Genomic DNA, 21,803 nt, shown 5'->3' on the forward strand with positions numbered 1-21,803 from the left:
AATTAACTTTGTTGGTTAAAAACAACAATTTTTTAGTAGGTGTTATAGTCAATTTGAAATTTAAATAAAAAAACATAAAACTATGGAAAAAGGAACAAACTATTCACATTTATAATAAAAAGGAGATCAAAAATGAAAGAGATTCCATATCAAAATGGCATGAATTTAGGCTTAGGTTATGATGTAATAACAAATAATGGCTTAGTATCATCGGCATTAGATAACGTAAACTTGTTGCGTCCTGTTGTTCAAGCGAGTGGTCAAAAAGTACAATTTAGTGTAGAGATGTTAAGCAATTCACTCAGTTTGGCAGAACAAGTAGGTGTATCTGTTAGTGCGTCTATGTCCTATGGAATGACAGGGAGCGGTTCAGCAAAAATTAGCTTGGTCCAAGCACTTAAGCAAAATAGCTTCTCTATATATGTGTTGGTCAAGGTACATGTGCAAAATCAACAAACATTATTAGATCTTACTCAGATAAAAATGAGTGATAAAGCACAACTTTTGTATGCAACAAATCAAAATAGTTTCTTAAATCAATATGGAACTCATTTTATTTATGGACTTATCAGTGGTGGAGAATATTATGGGATTTTAGAGATTGAAAGTAAGTCTGCTGAAGAATATCGTTCAATCAAAGCTGAGTTATCAGGGAAAGCTATGGTAGGTGTAATGAGTGCTTCGGCTTCAGGATCTTTTGAGCAAGCATTAAATAAACTTACTTCATCTTATAAATTAAAAGCAACTATAATTCGTGATGGATCTGAAGGGGCTCTACAACCTATTTCACCAGAGCAATTGATTAAAGATGCTATGAATTTTCCAGCAAGTGTGTTAAATGAAAAGGCGATCCCTTTTTCGGTGTTAATTTTTCCTTATAGCCAAATTCCACACCCAGACGTTAAAGAAATTCCTATAATTGAAAGGCAAAACTGTCTTGAAAAAATTGCAAGAATTTATGACCGGTTTATTCGACAAAGAAATGACCTTCAGTATGCTCTTGATAATATGGAACTATTTCCTGGGTTGGACAAAATAAAGGTAGAAGAATATATTTTGAAAATAAGTGAGCAATTAGATAAGTTAAAAGCCACAGCAACAACATTCAATGTGGCATCCACTGATAATCAAGAATGTAAGGAAATTAAGTGTGACGACTATTTATTGAATAACATATTGCCAAATCAAACTGTTCCGTCGCCACTTGGCTACACTTGGTTATATAGTAATGGTAGATGGAATGGAATTTGGAAACGAGATGGTGAAACCAATACTTTTGACTGTTATGATCAATTAAATGAAGACGGGGACGTTGTAACATATAAAGTTGATATTTATATCTCAGGAGACGATGTAACAATCTTAAGAAAAGATAGTCGTCCTGGTAATAATAATCCTTCTTTAAGAGGAAAATTAGTGGACGGTGGCACAAGAGTGAGGGGAGAAGGTACATGGTCTGCAAAAATTGATCAAAGGAGATTGTAGCCAAAAACTATTTAGTTAGTTATATAAAAAACAAAACTCTTAATTAAAATCCATTATAGATAGCTTACCTTTCACCCAATACTATAATTCGATTGTATTTATATTTTTTTCTTGTTTCTTTTATCGAATTTTCTGATTATAAAACAACATAAACGGAATATAGTTGGGCATAAAAATATATTTAAGAATCCATTTTGATTTAATTAGATGGATTCTTTTTGTATGCGGTGAGATTTAGGAATACAGCTTCTATGAGTTTTTTTAAAATAAACATTTTTTATGCTCTTAGATTTTCATGTGAAAAATCCCATAATCCATATGAGGGAGACTATTTCTATAAATTAATATCGATTGGGGGATTTATTGAAATAGTAACCGGATAGTAAAAGCCTATTATGCTTATAAGGAGGGTTAAGATTGTATTTATGTTTGGCAGAGAAACCAGATGTAGCAAAGAAAATTGTAGCTGCTTTTCCAAAATATAAAAAGCATGATTTGTATTACGAGATAATGCCCTGTAATGAATTTCCTGATGGTGCATATGTAGCCTATTGTATGGGTCACCTTTTGACTTTTGATGAAGAAAAAATGGGGACTAACACTCCATGGAGTTTGTCAGGATTACCTATAATGCCTAAAAATTATATTTATAAACCAATAAAAGGTAGAGAAAAACATGTTAGAACAATAAAGAAACTAGCTAATGATCCTAAAGTTACAATGTTTATTAATTGTTGTGATTCAGCAAGAGAAGGTATGAAAATATTTACTGAAATAATAAAATACGTAACAAATAGAAACCTTCCAACAAAATGCTTGTGGATTTCTTCTCTAACGCCAGCATCAATAAAAAAAGGAATGCAAGAATTAGTTCCTTATAAATCTAAAGAGAATTTATATCATAGTGCTTATGCGCGAGCGATAGCTGATTTCTTAGTAGGTATAAATTTATCAAGGTCTGTATCTCTAAGAATGCAATCAGAATTTGCAAGTAGAAATGCTGAAAATGGCGATTTAAATGGTTTGAAAAGGGAAGTATTTTCGATTGGAAGGTGCCAATCTCCGACGCTACGTCTTGTTTACGATCGTATTAAACAAATAGAAGCACATGTACCAGAACCTTTTTGGACTTTATCTGGGACTTTTGAAATAGACGGTAAAGAATATACAGGAAGATGGTTCAAAGAAGATAATAATCGGTTTGATAGTGAAGAAGAAATAGAGGATCTTTCAATTCGATTGCTTGAAGAGCCAGCTATTATAAAGGAAATTAAAAAGGAACGTAAGGCATTTAAGCCACCTCAGTTTTTTGATTTAACTAGACTTCAATCTACGGCTAATAAATTATTTAAAATGGATCCTAAGGAAACTCTTCATCATGCAGAAAGCTTGTATTTAGCTGGTTTGTTGTCCTATCCCCGCGCAGATAATCCGTATATTACGGCAGCTGAAGCGCCAATCCTTTCAGCGGTTTTAGAAAAGTTAAAGTATACCGAGTCATATTCTAAATATTTACCTGCTCCAATACGTAGTACAGATTTGTCCTCGCGGTATATAAACGAGAAAAAGGTCTCAGATCATCACGGAATTATAGTATTAGACGTTCCTAAGGATTTTTCTAAATTAAATCCTGGTGAAAAAGCAATATATGACTTGGTGGTTAAACGAGTAATTGCCGCGCATCACGAAGATGCATTGTATGATTTTACTTCAATTATCACAGTTGTAGATGAAACAGAAACGTTTTTAACTAAAGGGAAACAAGAAGTGAGTTTGGGTTGGAAGATGTTATATCAGAAAGAACAAGTATTTGAAGAGAAAGATGATCAAGAAGAGGAAAATGAAGAAGTGGCCCAATTACCGGATGTAAAAGAAGGAGATACAGGGACAATTGTTGATACGGAAATTAGTAAAGGAATGACAAAAGCCCCCCCATATTTGACACCTGGAACACTAGTTGAATTAATGGAAAATTGCGGTTCACTTATGGAAGAAAAAGAAATGCAAAAAATCCTTAAAAAAACAAGTGGAATAGGTACTGTTGCTACGCGTGATGGTATTATCCATACATTATATGATCGTGGATATTTAGTTAATAAGAATAATAAGGTACTTTTATTAGAGAAGGGCCGGATGTTAATGGATGCACTTGGTGACAAGATGATTGTGTGTTCACCTGAATTAACGGCAAAATGGGAAAATGTTTTAGAGGCAATCTCAGATGGTCGAATTGATTATAAGTAATTTATAGGTAAGGTTGAAAAATTAGTAGTGAAGCTATTAAATGATATTGAACAAATCTCTAAATCATGGAATTTAGATTCTTCAATTAAAAAAATTGAAGAGGCTAAAAGGAAAGAGGAGGAGAAGAAGTTACTAGGTTCGTGTTTAAAGTGCGGTAGTCAAGTAGTTCTAAAAAAAGGTTTTTATGGCTGCACAGCATATAGTACGACAGGCTGTGATTTTCAAATTAAGGAGAAGATATTAGGAAAGAAAATATCTAGTGCGCAAGTGAAAAAATTATTGAAAGATGGAAAAACAAACACGATTAAAGGATTTAAGAAAGGGGAGGATCTTTTCGATGCTGTGTTGTCATATAACATAGCAGCTAATAAGTTAGAGTTTAAAAAGCCTGAAATTAAAGAAAAGGTGGAAAAGAAGGAAAGAACCATTCAAATTTCAATTTTTAATCAAAAGTAAAACATTGAATCTGTTTTCATTGACGGAAGAAATGAGGTTTTAAAGTGGGGAAAGCATTATTTAATGTAATTGGAATAACACTGGGGTTCTGTGTATTTATTACTGCGTGTTCAAAATCAGATACTATGCCTTCTAAATCTAATGAACCAAAAAGTGAAGTAGTTGAAAAGGAAATCAGCAAGAAAGAAATTAAAAAAGAGGATACCAAGACATATGAGTCGTTATTTGCTACTAATGCCCCGTTAATGATTCAAGAAGGACCAGGTAAATACGCAAAGGAAAGAGCACTATCATCAGAAGAAATGAATGAACTTAATCAGGAATTGATGAAATTACCAAAAGATTTAAGTGCAGAACAAATATATGTACAATTACTAAATTTACAGGCGCAAAGTTATAAAGAAGCTGTAAGTAAACTGGAGGGAATAATTCCTGAATTAGCGATTAAAGAACAAAATAATGACAATGTACATTCTATAAAACCAAAAGCTAAATCCCTGAATGTGGAGATCTTACTTGATGCAAGCGGGAGTATGGCTGGTAAAGTTAATGGTGAAGTTAAAATGGAAGCAGCTAAGAAAGCTATTTACAACTATCTTGATAAGATTCCGGACAATGCCAATGTAATGTTAAGGGTATATGGACATAAAGGAAGTAATAATGAAAATGATAAAAGTTTATCATGTGGATCTTCCGAGGTAATGTATCCATTACAGCCTTATAATAAGGAGCAATTCAATGCTGCTTTATCTAAATTTGGTCCAAAGGGTTGGACGCCGTTAGCATCCGCTATAGAGTCTATAAATGATGATTTTAAAGAGTATACCGGAGAAGAAAACCTAAACGTAGTATATATTGTGAGTGATGGAGAAGAGACTTGTGGAGGAGACCCAGTTAATGCTGCCAAAAATCTCAACCAATCTAGTACTCATGCAGTTGTAAATATCATTGGATTTGATGTGAAAAATAGCGAGCAGCAGCAATTAAAGAATACTGCAGAAGCAGGAAAAGGGAATTACGCGACAGTAAGTAGTGCTGATGAATTACACCAAACTCTTAATAAGGAGTATGAAAAACTATATAAAGAATGGGAAAATTGGAAGATTGATCAATACTTCAGTCTGAATACGCAGTGGGCAGATTTATTTATGGATATTAAAAAGGCTCATATGGAGATTAATGATGTAATTAATAAAGAGCATTATAACTTAAAGAATAATATTTCTTACTTAAGTGAGAAAGAAATAATTGATAATCATAAAAAACTCAGTCTTGAAAAGCTTATTAAGCTTCGTTTTGAAACACTAACTAGTTATTATAATAATAGGGAAAAGGAGTTAATAAATCTTATAACTGAAAATGAAAAGAAAATGAAACAGCAATTGGAGCAATCTAAACCATAATGAAGAGCTGTTAATATATTAATGGTGGATAAATTATCATTTTAGCTACAAATACCCCTTCCAAAAGGAACGTGAAGGGGTATTTCCTAGTAAGTGAGAGTTCGGCTGAGGGATGGAAGGAAGCCATATTAATTGTTCAACATTTATAAAATGTTACTGGATAATTTGTTAGGATTACTTCACTTCTTTCGAATGTACGTTTGTTTTATAATAGACACATATTGAAAGGGAGGTGAAATGAATAGTTATCAATAAAGCATATAAATTCCGTATCTATCCAAATAAAACACAAGCGATCTTAATTAATAAAACAATTGGTTGTTCTCGTTTTGTTTTCAATCATTTCCTATTTCTATGGGATAATGCGTACAAAGAGACAGGGAAAGGTTTGACATATGGTACATGCTCTGCTAAACTTCCTGCCATGAAAAAAGAGTTTGTTTGGCTAAAAGAAGTAGATAGTATTGCAATTCAGTTGTCTGTTCGAAACCTTGCGGATGCTTATACACGCTTTTTTAAAAAACAAAGCAGTGCCCCACGCTTCAAATCTAAGAAGAGAAACGTACAATCTTATACCACAAAACAAACAAATGAAAACATTGCAGTTGTAGGAAACAAAATTAAATTACCAAAATTAGGTCTTGTTCGATTTGCCAAAAGTCGTGAAGTAAAGGGACGTATTCTAAATGCGACAGTTAGAAGGAACCCTTCTGGTAGATACTTTGTGTCATTGTTAGTTGAAACAGAAGTGCTAGAACTTCCGAAAACACATTCTTACATTGGAATGGATGTAGGGCTAAAAGATTTCGCCATTTTGTCAGATGGAACAACCTATAAAAATCCGAAATTTTTCCGGTTGTTAGAAGAAAAGTTGGCAAAAGCACAACGTGTTCTTTCGAGAAAAAAGAAAGGATCTTCTCGCTGGAATAAACAACGAATAAAAGTAGCTAGAATTTATGAATATATAATGAATTCTAGAAAAGATTACTTGGACAAAATCTCAACTGAAATCATCAAAAACCACGATGTTATCGGTATAGAAGATTTACAAGTATCGAATATGTTAAAGAATCATAAGTTAGCAAAAGTAATTAATGAAGTATCTTGGTCAAAGTTTCGAGCCATGTTGGAATACAAAGCAAAATGGTACGGCAAACAAGTCATTGTCGTATCGAAAACATTTGCTTCAAGTCAATTATGTTCATATTGTGGGTATCAAAACAAAGACGTTAAAAATCTAAAACTACGTAAATGGGATTGTCCCTCTTGTTGTACACATCATGATAGGGATATTAACGCAAGTATCAATCTAAAGAATGAAGCGATAAGACTTCTAACCGCAAGGACTGCGGGGTTAGCCTAATCAATTAGAGTTCGATAGAACTCTTTACTTAGGAATCCTCCTCTTCTAAACGAAGTGAAAGAGGAGGTGGTTCAATAGGGGGAATAATATTATTAAAGTAACTGTTATTGTTCAAAAGGTTGATGAGATGTCAATCTACATTTTGATCTTTCCTACTAACCCTAAATATCCATTTTTTCTTGTACTCAAAATAAAAAGACATCCTTTAAGAAGTGTTTCTAATGTAATTTGAACGAAAATACTTCAAAAGGTGTCAATAATTATTTAGTACTTCAAAAGTGTGTTTTTGGGCTTTTTGAAGTATTGAAACGAGTGGATTTTAAGATGTTCCAAAAGGTGTACCTTTTGAAGGGAATATAAAAAGGAACCCGTTAAGGATTCCTTTTTGTTTTGTAAATTTTTATGATACAGCTTACTTTCTTAAAAAGTATTTTTCAACGTATTTAAAATTTGAAACTAATTCCTGAAATTGACTTGAAGACTGCAATTTTTCTTTTATCAATAAAGAAAAAGCCATTTTATTCAAATCTTTGTTTGCCTCAGGATAATTAATTGCTATGTGGCCTTCTACATTTTTTTTAAATTCATTAAATTTTAGATTACTTCTCAGTTCCTTTAATTGAAGTTCTTCTAATGGGGTATAACCTGTTGTTATCTGTCTTGTATAATATTCATTGATACAATCATAAAGAAGATCATCATCTAAAAAATCTTCAATTTCAGATTCTTGGAAGTTATGTTTTTTGGGGATTATTATTAAATCACCGCTAAATTTAATTTTATTATCAATTTGTTTTTTTGTATTCAATCCCGATTTATCATTATCTAAAAATAAGCATAAAGGTAATTCTATCTTGTCTTTTAATATTGACATAAAAGCTTCTATCTTCGCTGATCCTTCAGCGGAAATAAAATTATACATAGATGTATCAAGTTTTAGTAATCCTTCACTTACTAAAATTTCTATCATTGTAGGAAACAGAAACTGTTCTGTTCGCCCTTCTACCACAATATTATACTCTCCAAGAAGTAAACCATCTGATATAGTTGTCCCCAGAATTTCCCTTAAAGATTTCCAATTTTCATTTTTATGTTCTTTTAAATGATAATCCGTTCTTCCTAAATGATCTCTTTTAACTAAAAATATACTTTCATCATGTGCCTTATCTATAAAAACTACAGAGTGGGTAGTAATTAAAACCTGGTGTTTCTTTGAGAGTTCCTTTAAGAATCCAAATAACTTCTTTTGAGATCCGATATGTAAACTAGTTTCTGGTTCATCAATAGCCACTATAAAACCATTGGGGCTATCATCATTTAATCCAATACTAAGTAATAAAGAAATTAACGCTGCCATTTGTGTACCAGAACTTTTGTTTTCTAATATATCATCATCATTAAATTCATCAATTAATCTAATTTGTGGATTATCTAAATTTCTATAATCAAAATAGAGTTTATAAGTTGAATCAAATATTTCGCTCATAAATTGGTTGGCATTCGTTAAAATCCTTGAATATAATTTATTTTCAAAGGAAAGCATTCCAACAAGTGATTGTATTGTTTGTTTAAGGTCATTTGTTCTAGAAAGATATATGAATTTAGGGACATGCTCTTTAAGAGAGTTTGCTAAATTAGTACTTTGCGCATATACATTTTTGTCAAGGCCTTTTTTGTCTTTATTTGCTTGGAAGTGGGCATATAACATTCCTAAATTTGAAATATCAAAATCAATACCTATAACAGGGTAATCATATTCATTAACCTTTTGATGATTAAGAAATCTTGAAACTTCATTATCATCTATATAACTCCTATTAAAGAAAGCATTTAATGCTTCTAAAATATTGCTTTTTCCAACATTATTTGTGCCTATAAAAACATTTAGTCCATTTTTGAAACAATTAAACTTAAAATCTACTGTGGTTTTATAATTTAATATTTCAATCTCTTGTATTCTCATGATTTCTATCTACCTCATTTTTTATATTCTATAAATAATCGTACCATATTTTAACTTACTACTTTCCAATCTATAAATATTTTTTGGTAAAATGTACATATTTCAATTGTTTTTATTTATAATTTATTTATTAGCATTTCTACATACGAGGGGGTTAGGATGTGGCTCAAGTTGAAACTATAGATACAGTATCGAAGCTTTTATTAGAACCTGCATCTAGGGCTGTAACAACTGAAATAGCAAAGTATCTATTCTGTAATTTAGATACTAAGATTAAGAAGGTTTTTAATAAGAGAAAGATAAGTGCAGATTCATATGAAGAATTAGCCAAAAAATTTAGTAATTATTTAGAGAAGAGCTATTTTGAATATAGTTCCATTCCTACTCTGGCTTTAAAAGATAAACGTGTATCTTTAGAGAATATATACGAACCTTTAACTCTAAAAGAAGCTGGGGTAAACGATTTAGCGAACCAAGCAGAGTATACGTTGTTAAATTATGATGATAGTTTTTTTGAAAATCATCCTAAACTAATAATTTTTGATAATGCAGGGATGGGAAAATCTACTTTTCTAAAATTCTTATTTTTATCAGCTATGCAACAAAAAATTCAACTACCTATATTCATCGAATTAAGACATTTAAAAAATGATAACTCTGTTCTTGATGAAATATATAAAAAGATTAACTATTTATCAGATGAATTCAATAAAGAAAACATTCTAGAGCTAATTAAGGATGGAGATTTTCTATTTTTTTTAGACGGATATGATGAAATTTCCCGTTCAGATAGGGAAAAAGTATCAGCAGATTTAAAACAATTTCTAGTTCACGCTAACAAGAACCGATTTATTATTACATCTAGACCGGATGCTGGGTTAAATCTTGCTACTTTTGAAAAATACAAAATTAGAAATCTAAAATTAGATGAGGCATTTTCGATAATAAGAAAATATGATAATATAACCGGATATCGTCTACAAAAAGAATTAATAGAAACCATTAAAAACTCTGAGCAACATTTTAACAGCTTCTTGAAAAATCCAATGTTTGTTTCATTGCTCTATGTTACTTATAAAAATAAAAGAGAGTTGCCTCTTACTCAAGCTTCTTTCTATCGTACTGTCTATGATGCTTTATATTCAGATCACGATTTAACAAAAGATGATGAATTTAAAAGGGAAAGAGGTAGTGACCTCTCCAGAGATGAACTGGAGTTTTTCTTTCAAAAATTTGCTTACTATTGCTTTATAAAGGATATAAGTAATTTTGAGATTGACCCATTACAAAATATTATTAGAGAAGTTCTAAAAGATAATTATTTTTCAAATAAGAATCAAGCTTACGACATATTTGTTGATATAACTCAGCATGTACCTCTAGTAACAAAAGATGGTGTTGATTATAAATGGATTCACAAATCGTTTTTAGAATATTTTACTGCTAAATATATAGCAACCCATATTAAGAAAACAAACTTTCTTCAGTCGCTAATGAAGAAAGACTTATCGGATTATGAAAACATGCTTAAAATATATGTCGATATAGATAGAAGTACTTTTGACTCTGTCTTGGTGGAACCCCTATTGAATTCATTCCTAGAACATGTTGAAAAAGAACCACCAACAGGATATATACTACAATTGCGAGAGAAAACCTTTTTAAAACAATATATAATGACACAAGTTAAGAAAGACATGGTTGATGAAATATCAAGCTTAGTAGACGGGGTTACAAGAGATGTTTCGGGTGAAATAATGAGAAGTATACGCAGCAAATGTCTAAAGAAGTATAACTTACTCATTACATCTATGACTAAAATACCTGCTCAGTCTAGTAATGATGAATTAGAATGCGAAAATCTAATAGGATCAGCTCCATATAAAAACCCACTGGATTCATATAAAAATGGAGTGGATAACAATGACATTCTTGTTGGTATTTTAAAGGAAAAAAATTATCCTTTTATAAAAAAAGGATCTAAGGAAAACATAGAAAAAGCAAGAACCTCAATACCTAAACTTTCTTTCTTTAATAACCTTGATGTTAAAGAGGATAACATTTTATTAATTAACAAGGAAAATTTATTTAAAGATTCTGATGTAGATTTAAGTGAGCTTTATCTTGCTACAATGTCACTAATGCACTCACAAATTAGTCTAAGTTATAGTAAGGTTAAAGACTATCTAGTTCAAATGAGAAAACAGGATGAAGATTTCTTAGATATATGGAATTAATTTCAAAATCAAATAATCTTATATATAAAGAAACCTAAATGTGTTTAATTAAAATATTTTATAAAATAGCTTATCAGAGAAGAAAAGAAGGTATTTTGATTAATCTTTTTTTCAAAACAGCTTCATTTTATGTGCCAAAGAATGAATTTATGGACTATCTTTAATCACCCTTTGTTTCAAAGCTACAATTTTAATTAGTTCATATTTAACTAAAAAACAAAAAGAACTTGTAGGAATCCCTACAAGTTCTTTTTTAGATAATGTAAAAAAGTTAAAACAAACTATCTCATAATTTGAATCGGAGCAAACACTATAACCACGGGTTAACTTTATTATATACCAAATATTAACATATGCACTTTTGTATTTGAAAATTATGTGAATTAAGAAAATAAGATGTTGCAACAGGTTGTCAATCCCTAAAAATACCAATTGTTCATTTCGTACAAAATCCTTTAAATAAATATCTATACCATAATAAATAATAAATTATAAAAAATATAAGTATAGGATAATAAGTATTAGAAATGGAATATAATTTAATGCTTTTTGATGAATTTATAGTTGTAAAAAATATAATTTTCAAATCAATGTTATACTAGAAAAGTGTACCCTTTGTTATGAATAAATTTAATCCATCTTTCAGAAAAAAGTTTAAAAATACATTCTTCCAATTTCAATGTTTTCGAGGAGTGATCCCTATAATCTTATATTATTTGAATTTTTCATACCAATTAAACCATGGCTGCATTTAATTCAATAAAATCTATTTAATTTCTGCCGATTGGTAGTCATTATGATCGGAAGTGTAGTCAACATAGAATAAATTACACCCTTTCTATATAATAGTTAATCCTGCGATTTGTGGACAGTGAAAATCCCAGCATAAAATTGGATGAAGTAAAGAAGTTAGGCGGGAGAACAACTACTAGTAAAATTCTGACGGATTCAGCTGAATATATGAACTTAAAGACACAAGAGTACAACTTAATGTAATAAAAAAGAGCCATATATGATGCTATGGCTCTTTTTAAGTATTAAAATATTTCTCCGTGTTCTCTCATTACGTAATGGATAGAGTTATCCTGTACTTTTGGAGCAAATGTTTCTCCGTGTTCAGCATTTTGTATTGTGTTGTTTGAAGTACAACCAAAAACGGCTACTAATCCTAGAGTGATACCTAAAACTTGAATTACTTTCTTCATTTTCTTCTGTGAATATTCAAAAATAAGTTTCTCAAGTTGAAATATTGCGAATATATTTATAAATGCAAGTATGCCATGATAATATTTGATAAAAGGGGGTAGGAGCAGATGAGTGTTAACCTCATTTCTAACGAAAAAATCACCAAATTATTAAATGACTGGTATCAAGCTATGATTGCACAACGTGTATTACAGTCTGAAAAGATAAAAGAAGATATTGAAAGTAAAATTAATTATATCAAGGAAGATGAAACAATATTAATGTATTACGCTTTACTAAATGCGCGGTACAGCCTTCTAATTCGTGATACGAAGGGTTCAAAAGATATTTTAGACAAAGTCGAACCTTTACCAGACAAAAATGAAACATTTTTAGAGTACTATTATCATTTATTTAAAGCTATTTACGCCATCAATACGGCCAACAATAGTGAAGCAAGGGTTCATTTTGAAGAAGCTGAAAAGCTTCTAGATTACATGCATGATGAAATTGAAAAAGCAGAATTTAATTATTGGCTTGCTGTTTACTACTACCATATAATGAAACCAATTCTAGCAATTCAATATGCTATGAAGGCAAATGAAATATTTATAAATAACGCAGGATATGAACTGAAAATAGCAGCATGTTTAAATACTTTAGGAATGGCAAACATACGACTAAATGAATTTGAAAATGCAGAAGAATATTTACTTTCAGCATTAGACACCTTCAAAAAATCAGGTGATGAAATTCTAATTAAACGCGTTAAGCATAATTTAGGACTTTTATATGCAAGTCAAAATATGCCAGAGTTAGCAGTTAAACATTTAGAGAATTCATTAGAGAATAACTTTAAAACTATGTTTCTTTTAGCGAGAGAACATTTCAAGCTAGGAAAGCATACTATTGCTAATGAATATATTGAACAAGGTTATAAGCTTAGTGATGTAGGTTATCGTCATCATTTCGAAATCTTAAGGGCATTACATAATAAAGCGCCACTCGAAGAATTTGAGAAATTAGTTATAGAAGGTATTTCGTATTTTGAAGCAGAAGAATTATATGAGTGGGTAAAAGAGTATGCTTCTCTTTTAGGTGACCAATTCTACAATTCAAAAAATCATGAAAAGGCAAGCAAATATTTACACATTGCTTTAGACGCAGACAAAATAAGCAAAGAAAGAAGGGCGCTAAAATGAAAAAAGCTATCTTATTAATGATGATGTTGTCCACCGTTTTTACTTTTGGTTTTACTAATGTAAAAGACGTACCACAACTAGAATCAATTGAAGTATTTATGGATCATGGGGAACATATTTAATTTTCTAAAAAGAGGCCAATAAAGTTTTATTTAATCTAATTATTAAACAGAGATCTGAGCGTATTACTGATGCTTGGATCTTTTTTTATAATAGGGGATTTGTGAACATAACTATCGGTTGATTACGGAAATAATGATTGTGGGGGAAAAAGATGAAATGGGGAATAGAAGCAATAAAGAGTTATGAATTAAATTGTAATGACTTAAATCGATATACATTTTTAGGGGAAGAATACCAAAGTACAAACTGGAGTTATTTATCTCTCTCTCATCTTCAAAATTTCTTAGGAACATCAGGTTTGGATAGAGATATGATATTAGAACTGCTGCCAATTAATTTTAAAGGAATTGTATGGAAGTCTCTCGAAAGCGAGGACTTGGAATTTCTAAATACTTTAACGAATCCTAATAGATGTTTGGAGATTTTAGATAGATATAACTTAATGGATTCTGCAGCAACTTATACACCAAGCATGGAATATAAACTGAGATGGTTAAAAGAGCGCTGGGTGAAAGGATATTATATTTTCGCCAACTGTTAAGATAAAGCTTGAATAATAGAAAGGAGGATATATTTGAGAGGACCGACACATGTAGCAGCAGGAGCAGCATTGGCTTTAATTGCACATAATTATGCGGGAATAGGTGATGATCCATATTTATTAACGGCCACATCAATAATTGGGGCATTAATACCAGATATTTGTCATCAAGGATCCACTTTAGGAAGAAAAATACCTTTATTATCTTGGGGTATCAATAAAACTTTTGGTCACCGTACAATAACACACAGTATAATCTTTTTGTTTGGTATAACGGCACTTCTTAAGTATCTAGTACCCCAGTACCCCATGATATATATAGGAATGTTTATTGGGGTATTAAGTCATCTAGTATTAGATGCCCTTACACCAAGTGGGATTCAATTGCTTTATCCTTTGAAAATGAAAATAAGATTTCCGATATATACAAGAACAGGAAGTATGATTGAATATATATTTTTCTTTTCACTTATTGTAATTGACATAACTTTAATTGGAGGCTCTTTTTAAAATTACATGAAAAATAGGGAGAAATAAGGCACTCGAACAGCTATTTAATGTTCAAGTGCTTTTTTTATGTAGAGTCTACATTTTAACTAATGATGGATAAACTTTCTATCTTATTTATACAAATTATGTTATGGTACAATATGTTAATTTAATACAATTTTTTCTAAGGGGATGGGGCATAGTGAAAGCAAAGAAACTAGTAACGTTTGTGATACCGTTCATGCTATTGGCAGGTTGTGGTACCGATAAAACAGACGCAAAGCCAAAAGAAAAAGTAGAATCTAAATCAGAAACGAAAGAAAAGCTGTCAAAAGAGAAGTATCCAACTCGAATGACTGGTTTATCTTCTGAGTTAGTGCAGAAAATTACAGTAATAACTGAGATAGCTATGGATAAAACTAAAAAGGAAACTGACTTAAAGAAAGAAATTCTAAAAGAAGAGTCTGAGTTGCAAAAGATTATCGCTAAGTTTAAGAAGATAGACCCACCAAAAGAGTTTGAAGACGCTCATAAAGAGATTTTAAAAGCAGTAGACTGTTATAGTGAAGCCTATGCACTTCAAGTAGAAATTATGAAGGGTAAAGGAAAAGTAACAGACGAAGATAGAGAAAAGTCTAAAAAGTCAATGGACTTGATTAATGAGGGTAACAAGTACTGGCATAAAGGATTCGACCCTATTGAATCCCATAATGAGAAGGAAGCAAAAGCCTTAGGTTTCGATGTAGATACGAAGACCGACTCTAAGTCGTCAACTACTTCTGATAATGGTAACGTACAATTATCCGCAGACGGTAAAGAGTTATTTGGCGCGTGGGGTAGTTACAGAGGTTCTGAGTTTCATAAAGGTTTAGACCTTAAAGAAGATAATTCATTCACGGCTTATGATGATACTGGTAAGTCTTCTTATGAAGATAACCATATGACAGGTACGTGGTTATATAATGCAGACAAGAAGCAAGTAACTATGATTCCGACTGAATTTGTTAAAGACGGTAAGAAGATAGATGCTAGACAAATGAATGCGGTAGTAGATTATACTGTGGAGTTCTTGAGAGCAGGTTCTTTAAGAATGGTAGATAGTAAAGGTAACAAATTAGAAGTAGAGAGACAGAAGTAAATATTGTTTACAAAGGGGAGGATTCATGAATTATGCTACAATTGCAACAAATGAAAGCCGTTGCAAGCAATAAATTGATTTTAAAGCGTGCTGATTCTTATACACCAAATATTCCCCCCATAAAAGGCAAAGTAATGTCATGAAAAAAGAGCCAGATTGTATGGCTCTTTTTAAGTATTAAAATGCTTCCCCCATGTTCAGCATTTTGAGTAATGTTGTTTGAGGTAAAACTAAATCTGAAAAACGGCTACCAATCCTAGAGTGATACCTAAAATTTAAATTACTTTCCTCATTATTTTAGCGCCTCCTTTTCCGAGTTTTTGAGACTGTAGTACCTATAAATAGACTTGAAATTTAGTTTTCATAATTATTGTTGAGCCCTAACAGAATGAAGAACAGGGGAATTGAATCTGCCTATTCCCCTAGCTAAAAAAATGTGGGGAATTAATAACTTGAGTAAAAGAACTGCTATTAACATACTTAACATACATATTTGTTTTGTTAATTGTGGGCGTGTTTTGAGGTTTGTATATAGTGATTTCATTTGAAAACTTGAAAAATATTAAAATGTGTAAATTTTTCGAATTTTTCATTAAATGCATTTAATATTTGTAATTTGTTGTTTTATAATGATACTCGGGTTGGTCGTGAATGTTTTAGATATCGCGATGTACAATCGGATTAATTTATTTTAGGGAGGTTTCAAAATTGGGTAAGAGAGTTATTATAAGAGTTTTTACATTATTATCAGTACTGGCATTATTCCTTAATGTATTTTTACCAAGGGCTAGTGCAGAGGTTATGACGCACGAGAAATATTCAATGGACTGGAGTTATAGTGATAGTCTAGGTAAGTACATTCGAACTGAAATTATTAAAAATTCAAGCGGTCAAATTGCTTATTGCTTAACTCTTGGATTAAAATCACCAAATGGTGAAGATCTTCCTGAAATGGGGAAAACAGATAATGTAGTATATAGGGTCTTATTAAATGGTTTCCCACAAAAAAGTGCAGAACAACTGGGAGTAGCTAATAAGAACGAAGCACATTATGCAACTCAGCTTGCGGTTTGGAATGCATTAGGTCAACTTGATGTAAATGAATTAAAACATGAGAATAAAAATGTTGAAAAAGCGGCTAAGGCAATTATTAATGCTGCAAACACAAGTGAAGATACTCAAGATATTTTTATGAATGTTATCCCAGCTGAAAAGCAAAAAGCAGAATTAAAGGGTGAGTTCTTCGAAACGAATCTATATACAGTACAAACAAATGCGAAGAGTGGTTCTTATAAAATAGTAGCGAAAAATGCACCTAATGGAGTAAAAATTGTTAGTGAAAATGGTGAAGTGAAAGATCAGCTTTCAGTTGGAGAGAAGTTTCGTATCCAAATTCCTAAAAATACAAAAACAGGTGAATTTAATCTAAGTGTTGCTGCAAACTTAACAAAAGTTCAAGCAATTGCTTACCGCGGTACGGATACTGTTCAGAATGCTACAGTATTACTAGAAAGAAATGAAGAAAAGCTTAGTAGTGACCTTGCAGTAAATTGGGAAGCAGCTGGTTCTTTAAAAATTAAAAAAGTTGGAGAAAGTGGAGAAGTATTAGCTGGTGCGGTATTCGAGGTTTTTAATGCGAATAATGATTCAGTTGGAAAAATTACGACTGGTGCTGATGGTATTGCAGAATTAAATAACCTACCAATTGGTACTTATACTGTAAAAGAAATAAAAGCGCCAACAGGCTATGTTTTAGGTGATAAACCACAAACCATTGAGGTTAAGACAGGAGAAACTGGGGCTGTTCAAATAGTAAACAATAAGGCAAAGGGAAACATTGAAATAAAAAAACTTAGTGATTCAGGTAAAGTGCTACCTAATGTTGAATTCACTGTTTTTAATGAAGATGGAAAAGAAGTGAAGAAGGCAGTAACAAATGAAAATGGAATTGCAAAGGTTGAAGGCCTTACATTTGGTAAGTATTATTTCTTAGAGACAAAAACACCAAATGGATATATTGGAAATAAAACAAAGTATCCTTTTGAAATTAAAGAGCACAATAAAACACTTACTTTTACAGTAGAAAATACCGAAGTAAAAGGTAGTGTAAAACTATTAAAAGTAGATACAGAAGATATTAGTAAAAAGTTAGAAGGTGCAGTATTCGAGTTAAAAGATGCAAGTGGAAAAGTAATTGGTGAATATAAGACAGATAAAAACGGTGAGATTAACGTTAAAGATCTAGCGTATGGTAAGTATTCATTTGTAGAAAAGACTTCACCAAACGGTTATGTTCTTGTTACAGAACCAATTGTGTTCGAAATAAAGGAACATGGAAAAATTATTGAGCTATTAGCAGTTAATCATCTAATCAAAGGTGATCTGGAAATTACAAAGGTAGATGTTGCGGATGGAAACAATAAGCTTCCAAATGCAGAATTTACGATTTATAACGAAGCAGGAAAAGAAGTAGTAAAAGGTAAAACAGATGATAAAGGTATCGCTAAATTTGAAAAGCTACCATTTGGAAAATACACATATAAAGAAACTATTGCACCAAACGGTTATATCTTAAATGAAGAGACGTTTTCTTTTGAAATCAAAGAGAATGGTCAAATAATTAAACATACCGTCAAAGATGAGAAGATTCCTTCAATTAAAACAACAGCATCTGATAAAAAAGACGGCACAAAAGAAATGCACACTTCTAAGTCTGTAACAATCCAAGATAAAGTGGAATACAAAGACCTACAAGTAGGTAAAGAGTACACTTTAAAAGGTAAATTAATGGATAAAAAGACTAATAAACCATTCGTTGTAAATGGTAAAGAAGTAACAGCTGAAACGAAGTTTACACCAAAAGAAGCAAACGGTTCTATTACATTAGACTTCACATTTGATGCAACTGGTTTAGAAGAAAAAGAAGTAGTAGTATTCGAAGAGTTACTGAAAGACGGAAAAGTTGTTACTACACATGCTGATATCAATGATAAAGGTCAAACAGTTAAGTTCGTTAAGCCATCAGTAAAAACAACTGCTACAAACAAAGCTGATGGTGGAAAAGAGATTCATTCAAAGGATTCTATCACCATTCAGGATAAAGTGGAGTATACTAACTTAGTTGTTGGTAAAGAGTACACTGTAAAAGGAAAATTAATGAACAAAGCTATTAACGAACCATTATTAATTGATGGAAAAGAAGTAACAGCTGAGACTAAGTTTATTGCAAAAGAAAAGAATGGTTTTGTAACATTAGACTTTACTTTTGTTGGTGCTGAACAGCAAGGAAGAGAAGTAGTAGTGTTTGAAGAATTATTACATGAAGGTCAAGTAATAGCAACTCACGCTGATATTAACGATGTAGGTCAAACAGTTCGATTTGTAGAGCCTTCTGTTAAAACGACAGCTACAAATAAAGCTGATGGTTCTAAAGAGTTAGACGCTTCTAAAACTGTAACAATCCAAGATAAAGTGGAATACAAAGACTTAATCGTGGGTAAAGAGTACGTAGTAAAAGGTAAACTAATGGATAAAGCAACAAAAAAACCATTATTAGTTGATGGTAAAGAAGTAACAGTAGAATCTAAGTTTACTCCAAAAGAGAAAAATGGTTCTATCACACTCGATTTCACATTTAATGCTTCTGCATTACAAGGAAAAGAAGTGGTAGTGTTTGAAGAATTGTATCAAGATAATGTCTTGGTAGCTATACACGTTGACATTGAAGATAAGGGTCAAACGGTGAAATTTAAAGAAGTAAAACCGGAGCAACCAAAACCAGAACAGCCGCATCAAGATAAAAATACTCCAACTTCAGAACAACCAAAAGAGCAAGTAAAAGAACAACCACAACCTAAGAAAGAAGTTCAATCTAAAATTGGATGGTTACCGCAAACAGGTGCTGACTTTACAAGTTGGATCTCTATGGCTGCAGGCGCATTACTGTTAATTGTTGGTGGAGTTATTTTCTTAAAATGTAAAAACGCATAAAAATTTAAAAATAAGCACATCCGTTTTTACAGGATGTGCTTATTTTTATGTTAGTAATTTAGCCCTATTTACAGTATTTTAATCTATTTGATTATTTTTGAGTTGTTGAAATAATTCCAGGACAGCAAAACAGTCAGCTGCTGCTCGATGCTTAATCGTTAATTCCGTTGCATCACTTAATGAAATCCATTTTTTTGAATCAACATAATCGCCGTACATTTTCATAACACATGTGGATTTAAAATCCTTAAATTCTACATTGTTAGCAATACAAGTGTTTTCTATCATGCCTAAATCAAATTCAGCGTTTTGAACTACCCCCACTTTCACTTCGTTTAGAAGTGAGGGATTCCTAAGTAAAGAGTTCTATCGAACTCTAATTGATTAGGCTAACCCCGCAGTCCTTGCGGTTAGAAGCTTTATTGCTTCATTCTTTATATTGATACTTGCGTTAATATCCCTATCATGGTGTGTACGACAAGAAGGACAGTCCCATTTACGTAGGTTTAGGTTTTTAACGTCTTTGTTTTGATATCCACAACAAGAACATAATTGGCTGGAAGGAAATGTTTTCGATACGACAATGACTTGTTTGCCATACCATTTTGCTTTATATTCCAACATGGTTCGAAACTGTGACCAAGATACTTCACTAATTGCTTTTGCTAACTTACGATTTTTTAACATATTCGATACTTGCAAATCCTCTATACCGATAACATCGTGGTTTTTGATGATTTCAGTTGAGATTTTGTCCAAGTAATCTTTTCTAGCATTTGATATATATTCATGAATTCTAGCTACTTTTACTCGTTGTTTATTCCAACGAGAAGATCCTTTCATTCTTCTAGAAAGAACACGCTGTACTTTCGCCAACTTATCTTCTAATGATCGGAAAAATTTCGGATTTTCATAGGGTGTTCCATCTGACAAAATAGCGAAATCTTTTAGTCCTACATCTATCCCAATGTAAGAATGTGTTTTCGGAAGTTCTTGTACTTCTGTTTCAACTAATAGTGACACAAAATATCTGCCAGAAGGGTTCCGTCTAACTGTAGCATTTACAATACGTCCCTTTACTTCGCGACTTTTGGCAAATCGAACAAGACCTAGTTTCGGCAACTTTATCTTGTTTCCTACAACAGAAATGTTTTCATTTGTTTGTTTTGTGGTGTAAGATTGTACGTTGTTTTTCTTAGATTTAAAGCGCGGTGCGCTGTTTTGTTTTTTGAAAAAGCGTGTATAAGCATCGGCAAGGTTGCGAACAGACGACTGAATCGCAATACTATCCACTTCTTTCAGCCAAACAAACTCTTTCTTCATGGCAGGAAGTTTGGCAGAGCATGTACCATAGGTCAAGCCTTTTCCTGTCTCTTTGTATGCGTGATCCCATAAGGATAGAAAATGATTGAATACAAAGCGGGAACAACCAATCGTCTTGTTTATTAGAATTGCTTGTGCTTGATTTGGATAGATACGAAACTTATAGGCTTTATTGATCATCATTTCATTCACCTCCATTTCGGTATATAACTATTATACACAGAACATATATTCGATAGATAGTAAAGTAACACCTTCTGTATGTCGAACAATTAAGATGGCTTCCTGCCATCCCTTGTTCGAAGCCAAGAAGACTCCCACCTACTCACTTCGCGTTCCTTGAGGAAGGAGTCTTCTTGGCTAAAATGATAAATGTGCAGAAATAATAAAGTTGTTTAAAAATCTTTATTCCACGAATGGAGCAGGTTAGTGGAAGCAATAGTAATTAGGTTTGACTGGGAAAATTGTCGATGATATTAAAAAAGACACCGAAGTGTCTTATGTTTTTCAAATTAAGCATACCGATAAATTGAAATTTAATTACTTAACATTTTGCTTATCTTGGGAGCGAGGTATTTTATCGGTGAGTGTATACAAACCATGTAATGCTTGCTGTTAATAATGCTGACGAAATCAAAGCTGTAAGAACACTATATGTTTG

Annotated in this window: 14 protein-coding genes and 1 pseudogene; 12 read left to right on the forward strand and 3 right to left on the reverse strand. The window is 31.9% G+C overall.

Going from position 1 to position 21,803, the window contains the following annotated elements; translation table 11 throughout:
* Positions 1 to 132: 132 nt before the first annotated feature.
* From MR115_RS27970 to tnpB (MR115_RS27990), 5 genes are all read left to right on the forward strand, one after another.
* The gene (locus MR115_RS27970) at positions 133 to 1,485 is read left to right on the forward strand and encodes an MAC/perforin domain-containing protein (protein ID WP_242243519.1); all 1,353 of its coding nucleotides are present in this window, start codon (positions 133 to 135) and stop codon (positions 1,483 to 1,485) included.
* A 417-nt stretch (positions 1,486 to 1,902) separates the two neighbouring features.
* Entirely contained in the window at positions 1,903 to 3,729 is a 1,827-nt protein-coding gene (locus MR115_RS27975; RefSeq protein ID WP_242243521.1) for a DNA topoisomerase, read from the forward strand.
* Between the two features lie 27 nt (positions 3,730 to 3,756).
* The gene (locus MR115_RS30115) at positions 3,757 to 4,185 is read left to right on the forward strand and encodes a topoisomerase C-terminal repeat-containing protein (protein WP_242243523.1); all 429 of its coding nucleotides are present in this window, start codon (positions 3,757 to 3,759) and stop codon (positions 4,183 to 4,185) included.
* A 44-nt stretch (positions 4,186 to 4,229) separates the two neighbouring features.
* On the forward strand, positions 4,230 to 5,588 hold the full coding sequence (locus MR115_RS27985; RefSeq protein ID WP_242243525.1) for a VWA domain-containing protein: 1,359 nt from the start codon (positions 4,230 to 4,232) through the stop codon (positions 5,586 to 5,588).
* Positions 5,589 to 5,829: 241 nt separating this feature from the next.
* A complete protein-coding gene (gene tnpB, locus MR115_RS27990) occupies positions 5,830 to 6,951 on the forward strand; it encodes an IS200/IS605 family element RNA-guided endonuclease TnpB (protein ID WP_242243548.1) in 1,122 nt (373 codons plus the stop codon).
* A gap of 412 nt (positions 6,952 to 7,363) precedes the next feature.
* Here the strand turns inward: tnpB (MR115_RS27990) and MR115_RS27995 are convergent, their stop codons facing one another.
* A complete protein-coding gene (locus tag MR115_RS27995; protein ID WP_242243527.1) occupies positions 7,364 to 8,914 on the reverse strand; it encodes an ATP-dependent nuclease in 1,551 nt (516 codons plus the stop codon).
* A 161-nt stretch (positions 8,915 to 9,075) separates the two neighbouring features.
* Between MR115_RS27995 and MR115_RS28000 the strand changes: the two genes are divergently transcribed.
* From MR115_RS28000 to MR115_RS28030, 7 genes are all read left to right on the forward strand, one after another.
* Positions 9,076 to 11,151, forward strand: coding sequence for an NACHT domain-containing protein (locus tag MR115_RS28000; protein WP_242243529.1), 2,076 nt, complete (start codon positions 9,076 to 9,078; stop codon positions 11,149 to 11,151).
* Positions 11,152 to 12,464: 1,313 nt separating this feature from the next.
* Positions 12,465 to 13,538: a response regulator aspartate phosphatase gene (locus MR115_RS28005; RefSeq protein ID WP_242243530.1), complete on the forward strand. Its 1,074-nt coding sequence runs from the start codon at positions 12,465 to 12,467 to the stop codon at positions 13,536 to 13,538.
* Positions 13,535 to 13,660 (forward strand): aspartate phosphatase, encoded by a 126-nt coding sequence (locus MR115_RS28010; RefSeq protein WP_242243531.1) that lies wholly within the window; start codon positions 13,535 to 13,537, stop codon positions 13,658 to 13,660. The genes MR115_RS28005 and MR115_RS28010 overlap by 4 nt, the downstream gene beginning before the upstream one ends.
* Before the next feature lie 152 nt (positions 13,661 to 13,812).
* Positions 13,813 to 14,202: a hypothetical protein gene (locus MR115_RS28015; protein WP_242243533.1), complete on the forward strand. Its 390-nt coding sequence runs from the start codon at positions 13,813 to 13,815 to the stop codon at positions 14,200 to 14,202.
* A 33-nt stretch (positions 14,203 to 14,235) separates the two neighbouring features.
* A complete protein-coding gene (locus MR115_RS28020) occupies positions 14,236 to 14,712 on the forward strand; it encodes a metal-dependent hydrolase (RefSeq protein WP_098939085.1) in 477 nt (158 codons plus the stop codon).
* Between the two features lie 181 nt (positions 14,713 to 14,893).
* Positions 14,894 to 15,829, forward strand: a complete 936-nt coding sequence (locus tag MR115_RS28025; RefSeq protein ID WP_242243550.1) for a DUF7018 domain-containing (lipo)protein — start codon at positions 14,894 to 14,896, stop codon at positions 15,827 to 15,829.
* Positions 15,830 to 16,537: 708 nt separating this feature from the next.
* Positions 16,538 to 19,819, forward strand: coding sequence for a VaFE repeat-containing surface-anchored protein (locus MR115_RS28030; protein WP_242243534.1), 3,282 nt, complete (start codon positions 16,538 to 16,540; stop codon positions 19,817 to 19,819).
* 78 nt (positions 19,820 to 19,897) lie between these two features.
* Here the strand turns inward: MR115_RS28030 and MR115_RS28035 are convergent.
* A pseudogene (locus MR115_RS28035) lies at positions 19,898 to 20,131 on the reverse strand (3'-5' exonuclease); the annotation flags it as partial.
* Between the two features lie 72 nt (positions 20,132 to 20,203).
* On the reverse strand, positions 20,204 to 21,325 hold the full coding sequence (gene tnpB / locus MR115_RS28040) for an IS200/IS605 family element RNA-guided endonuclease TnpB (RefSeq protein ID WP_242243535.1): 1,122 nt from the start codon (positions 21,323 to 21,325) through the stop codon (positions 20,204 to 20,206).
* Positions 21,326 to 21,803 lie beyond the last annotated feature (478 nt).

Origin of the sequence: Bacillus cereus group sp. BfR-BA-01309 (genome assembly GCF_022664315.1) — a bacterium.
Lineage (GTDB): Bacteria > Bacillota > Bacilli > Bacillales > Bacillaceae_G > Bacillus_A > Bacillus_A mobilis.

What these genes read in the sequence shown, in the direction of transcription:
- tnpB (WP_242243535.1), bottom strand. Translation starts at nt 21,325, where the DNA reads ATGATGATCAATAAAGCCTATAAGTTTCGTATCTATCCAAATCAAGCA.
- MR115_RS27970 (WP_242243519.1), top strand. Translation starts at nt 133, where the DNA reads ATGAAAGAGATTCCATATCAAAATGGCATGAATTTAGGCTTAGGTTAT.
- MR115_RS27995 (WP_242243527.1), bottom strand. Translation starts at nt 8,914, where the DNA reads ATGAGAATACAAGAGATTGAAATATTAAATTATAAAACCACAGTAGAT.
- MR115_RS28010 (WP_242243531.1), top strand. Translation starts at nt 13,535, where the DNA reads ATGAAAAAAGCTATCTTATTAATGATGATGTTGTCCACCGTTTTTACT.
- MR115_RS28005 (WP_242243530.1), top strand. Translation starts at nt 12,465, where the DNA reads ATGAGTGTTAACCTCATTTCTAACGAAAAAATCACCAAATTATTAAAT.
- MR115_RS28015 (WP_242243533.1), top strand. Translation starts at nt 13,813, where the DNA reads ATGAAATGGGGAATAGAAGCAATAAAGAGTTATGAATTAAATTGTAAT.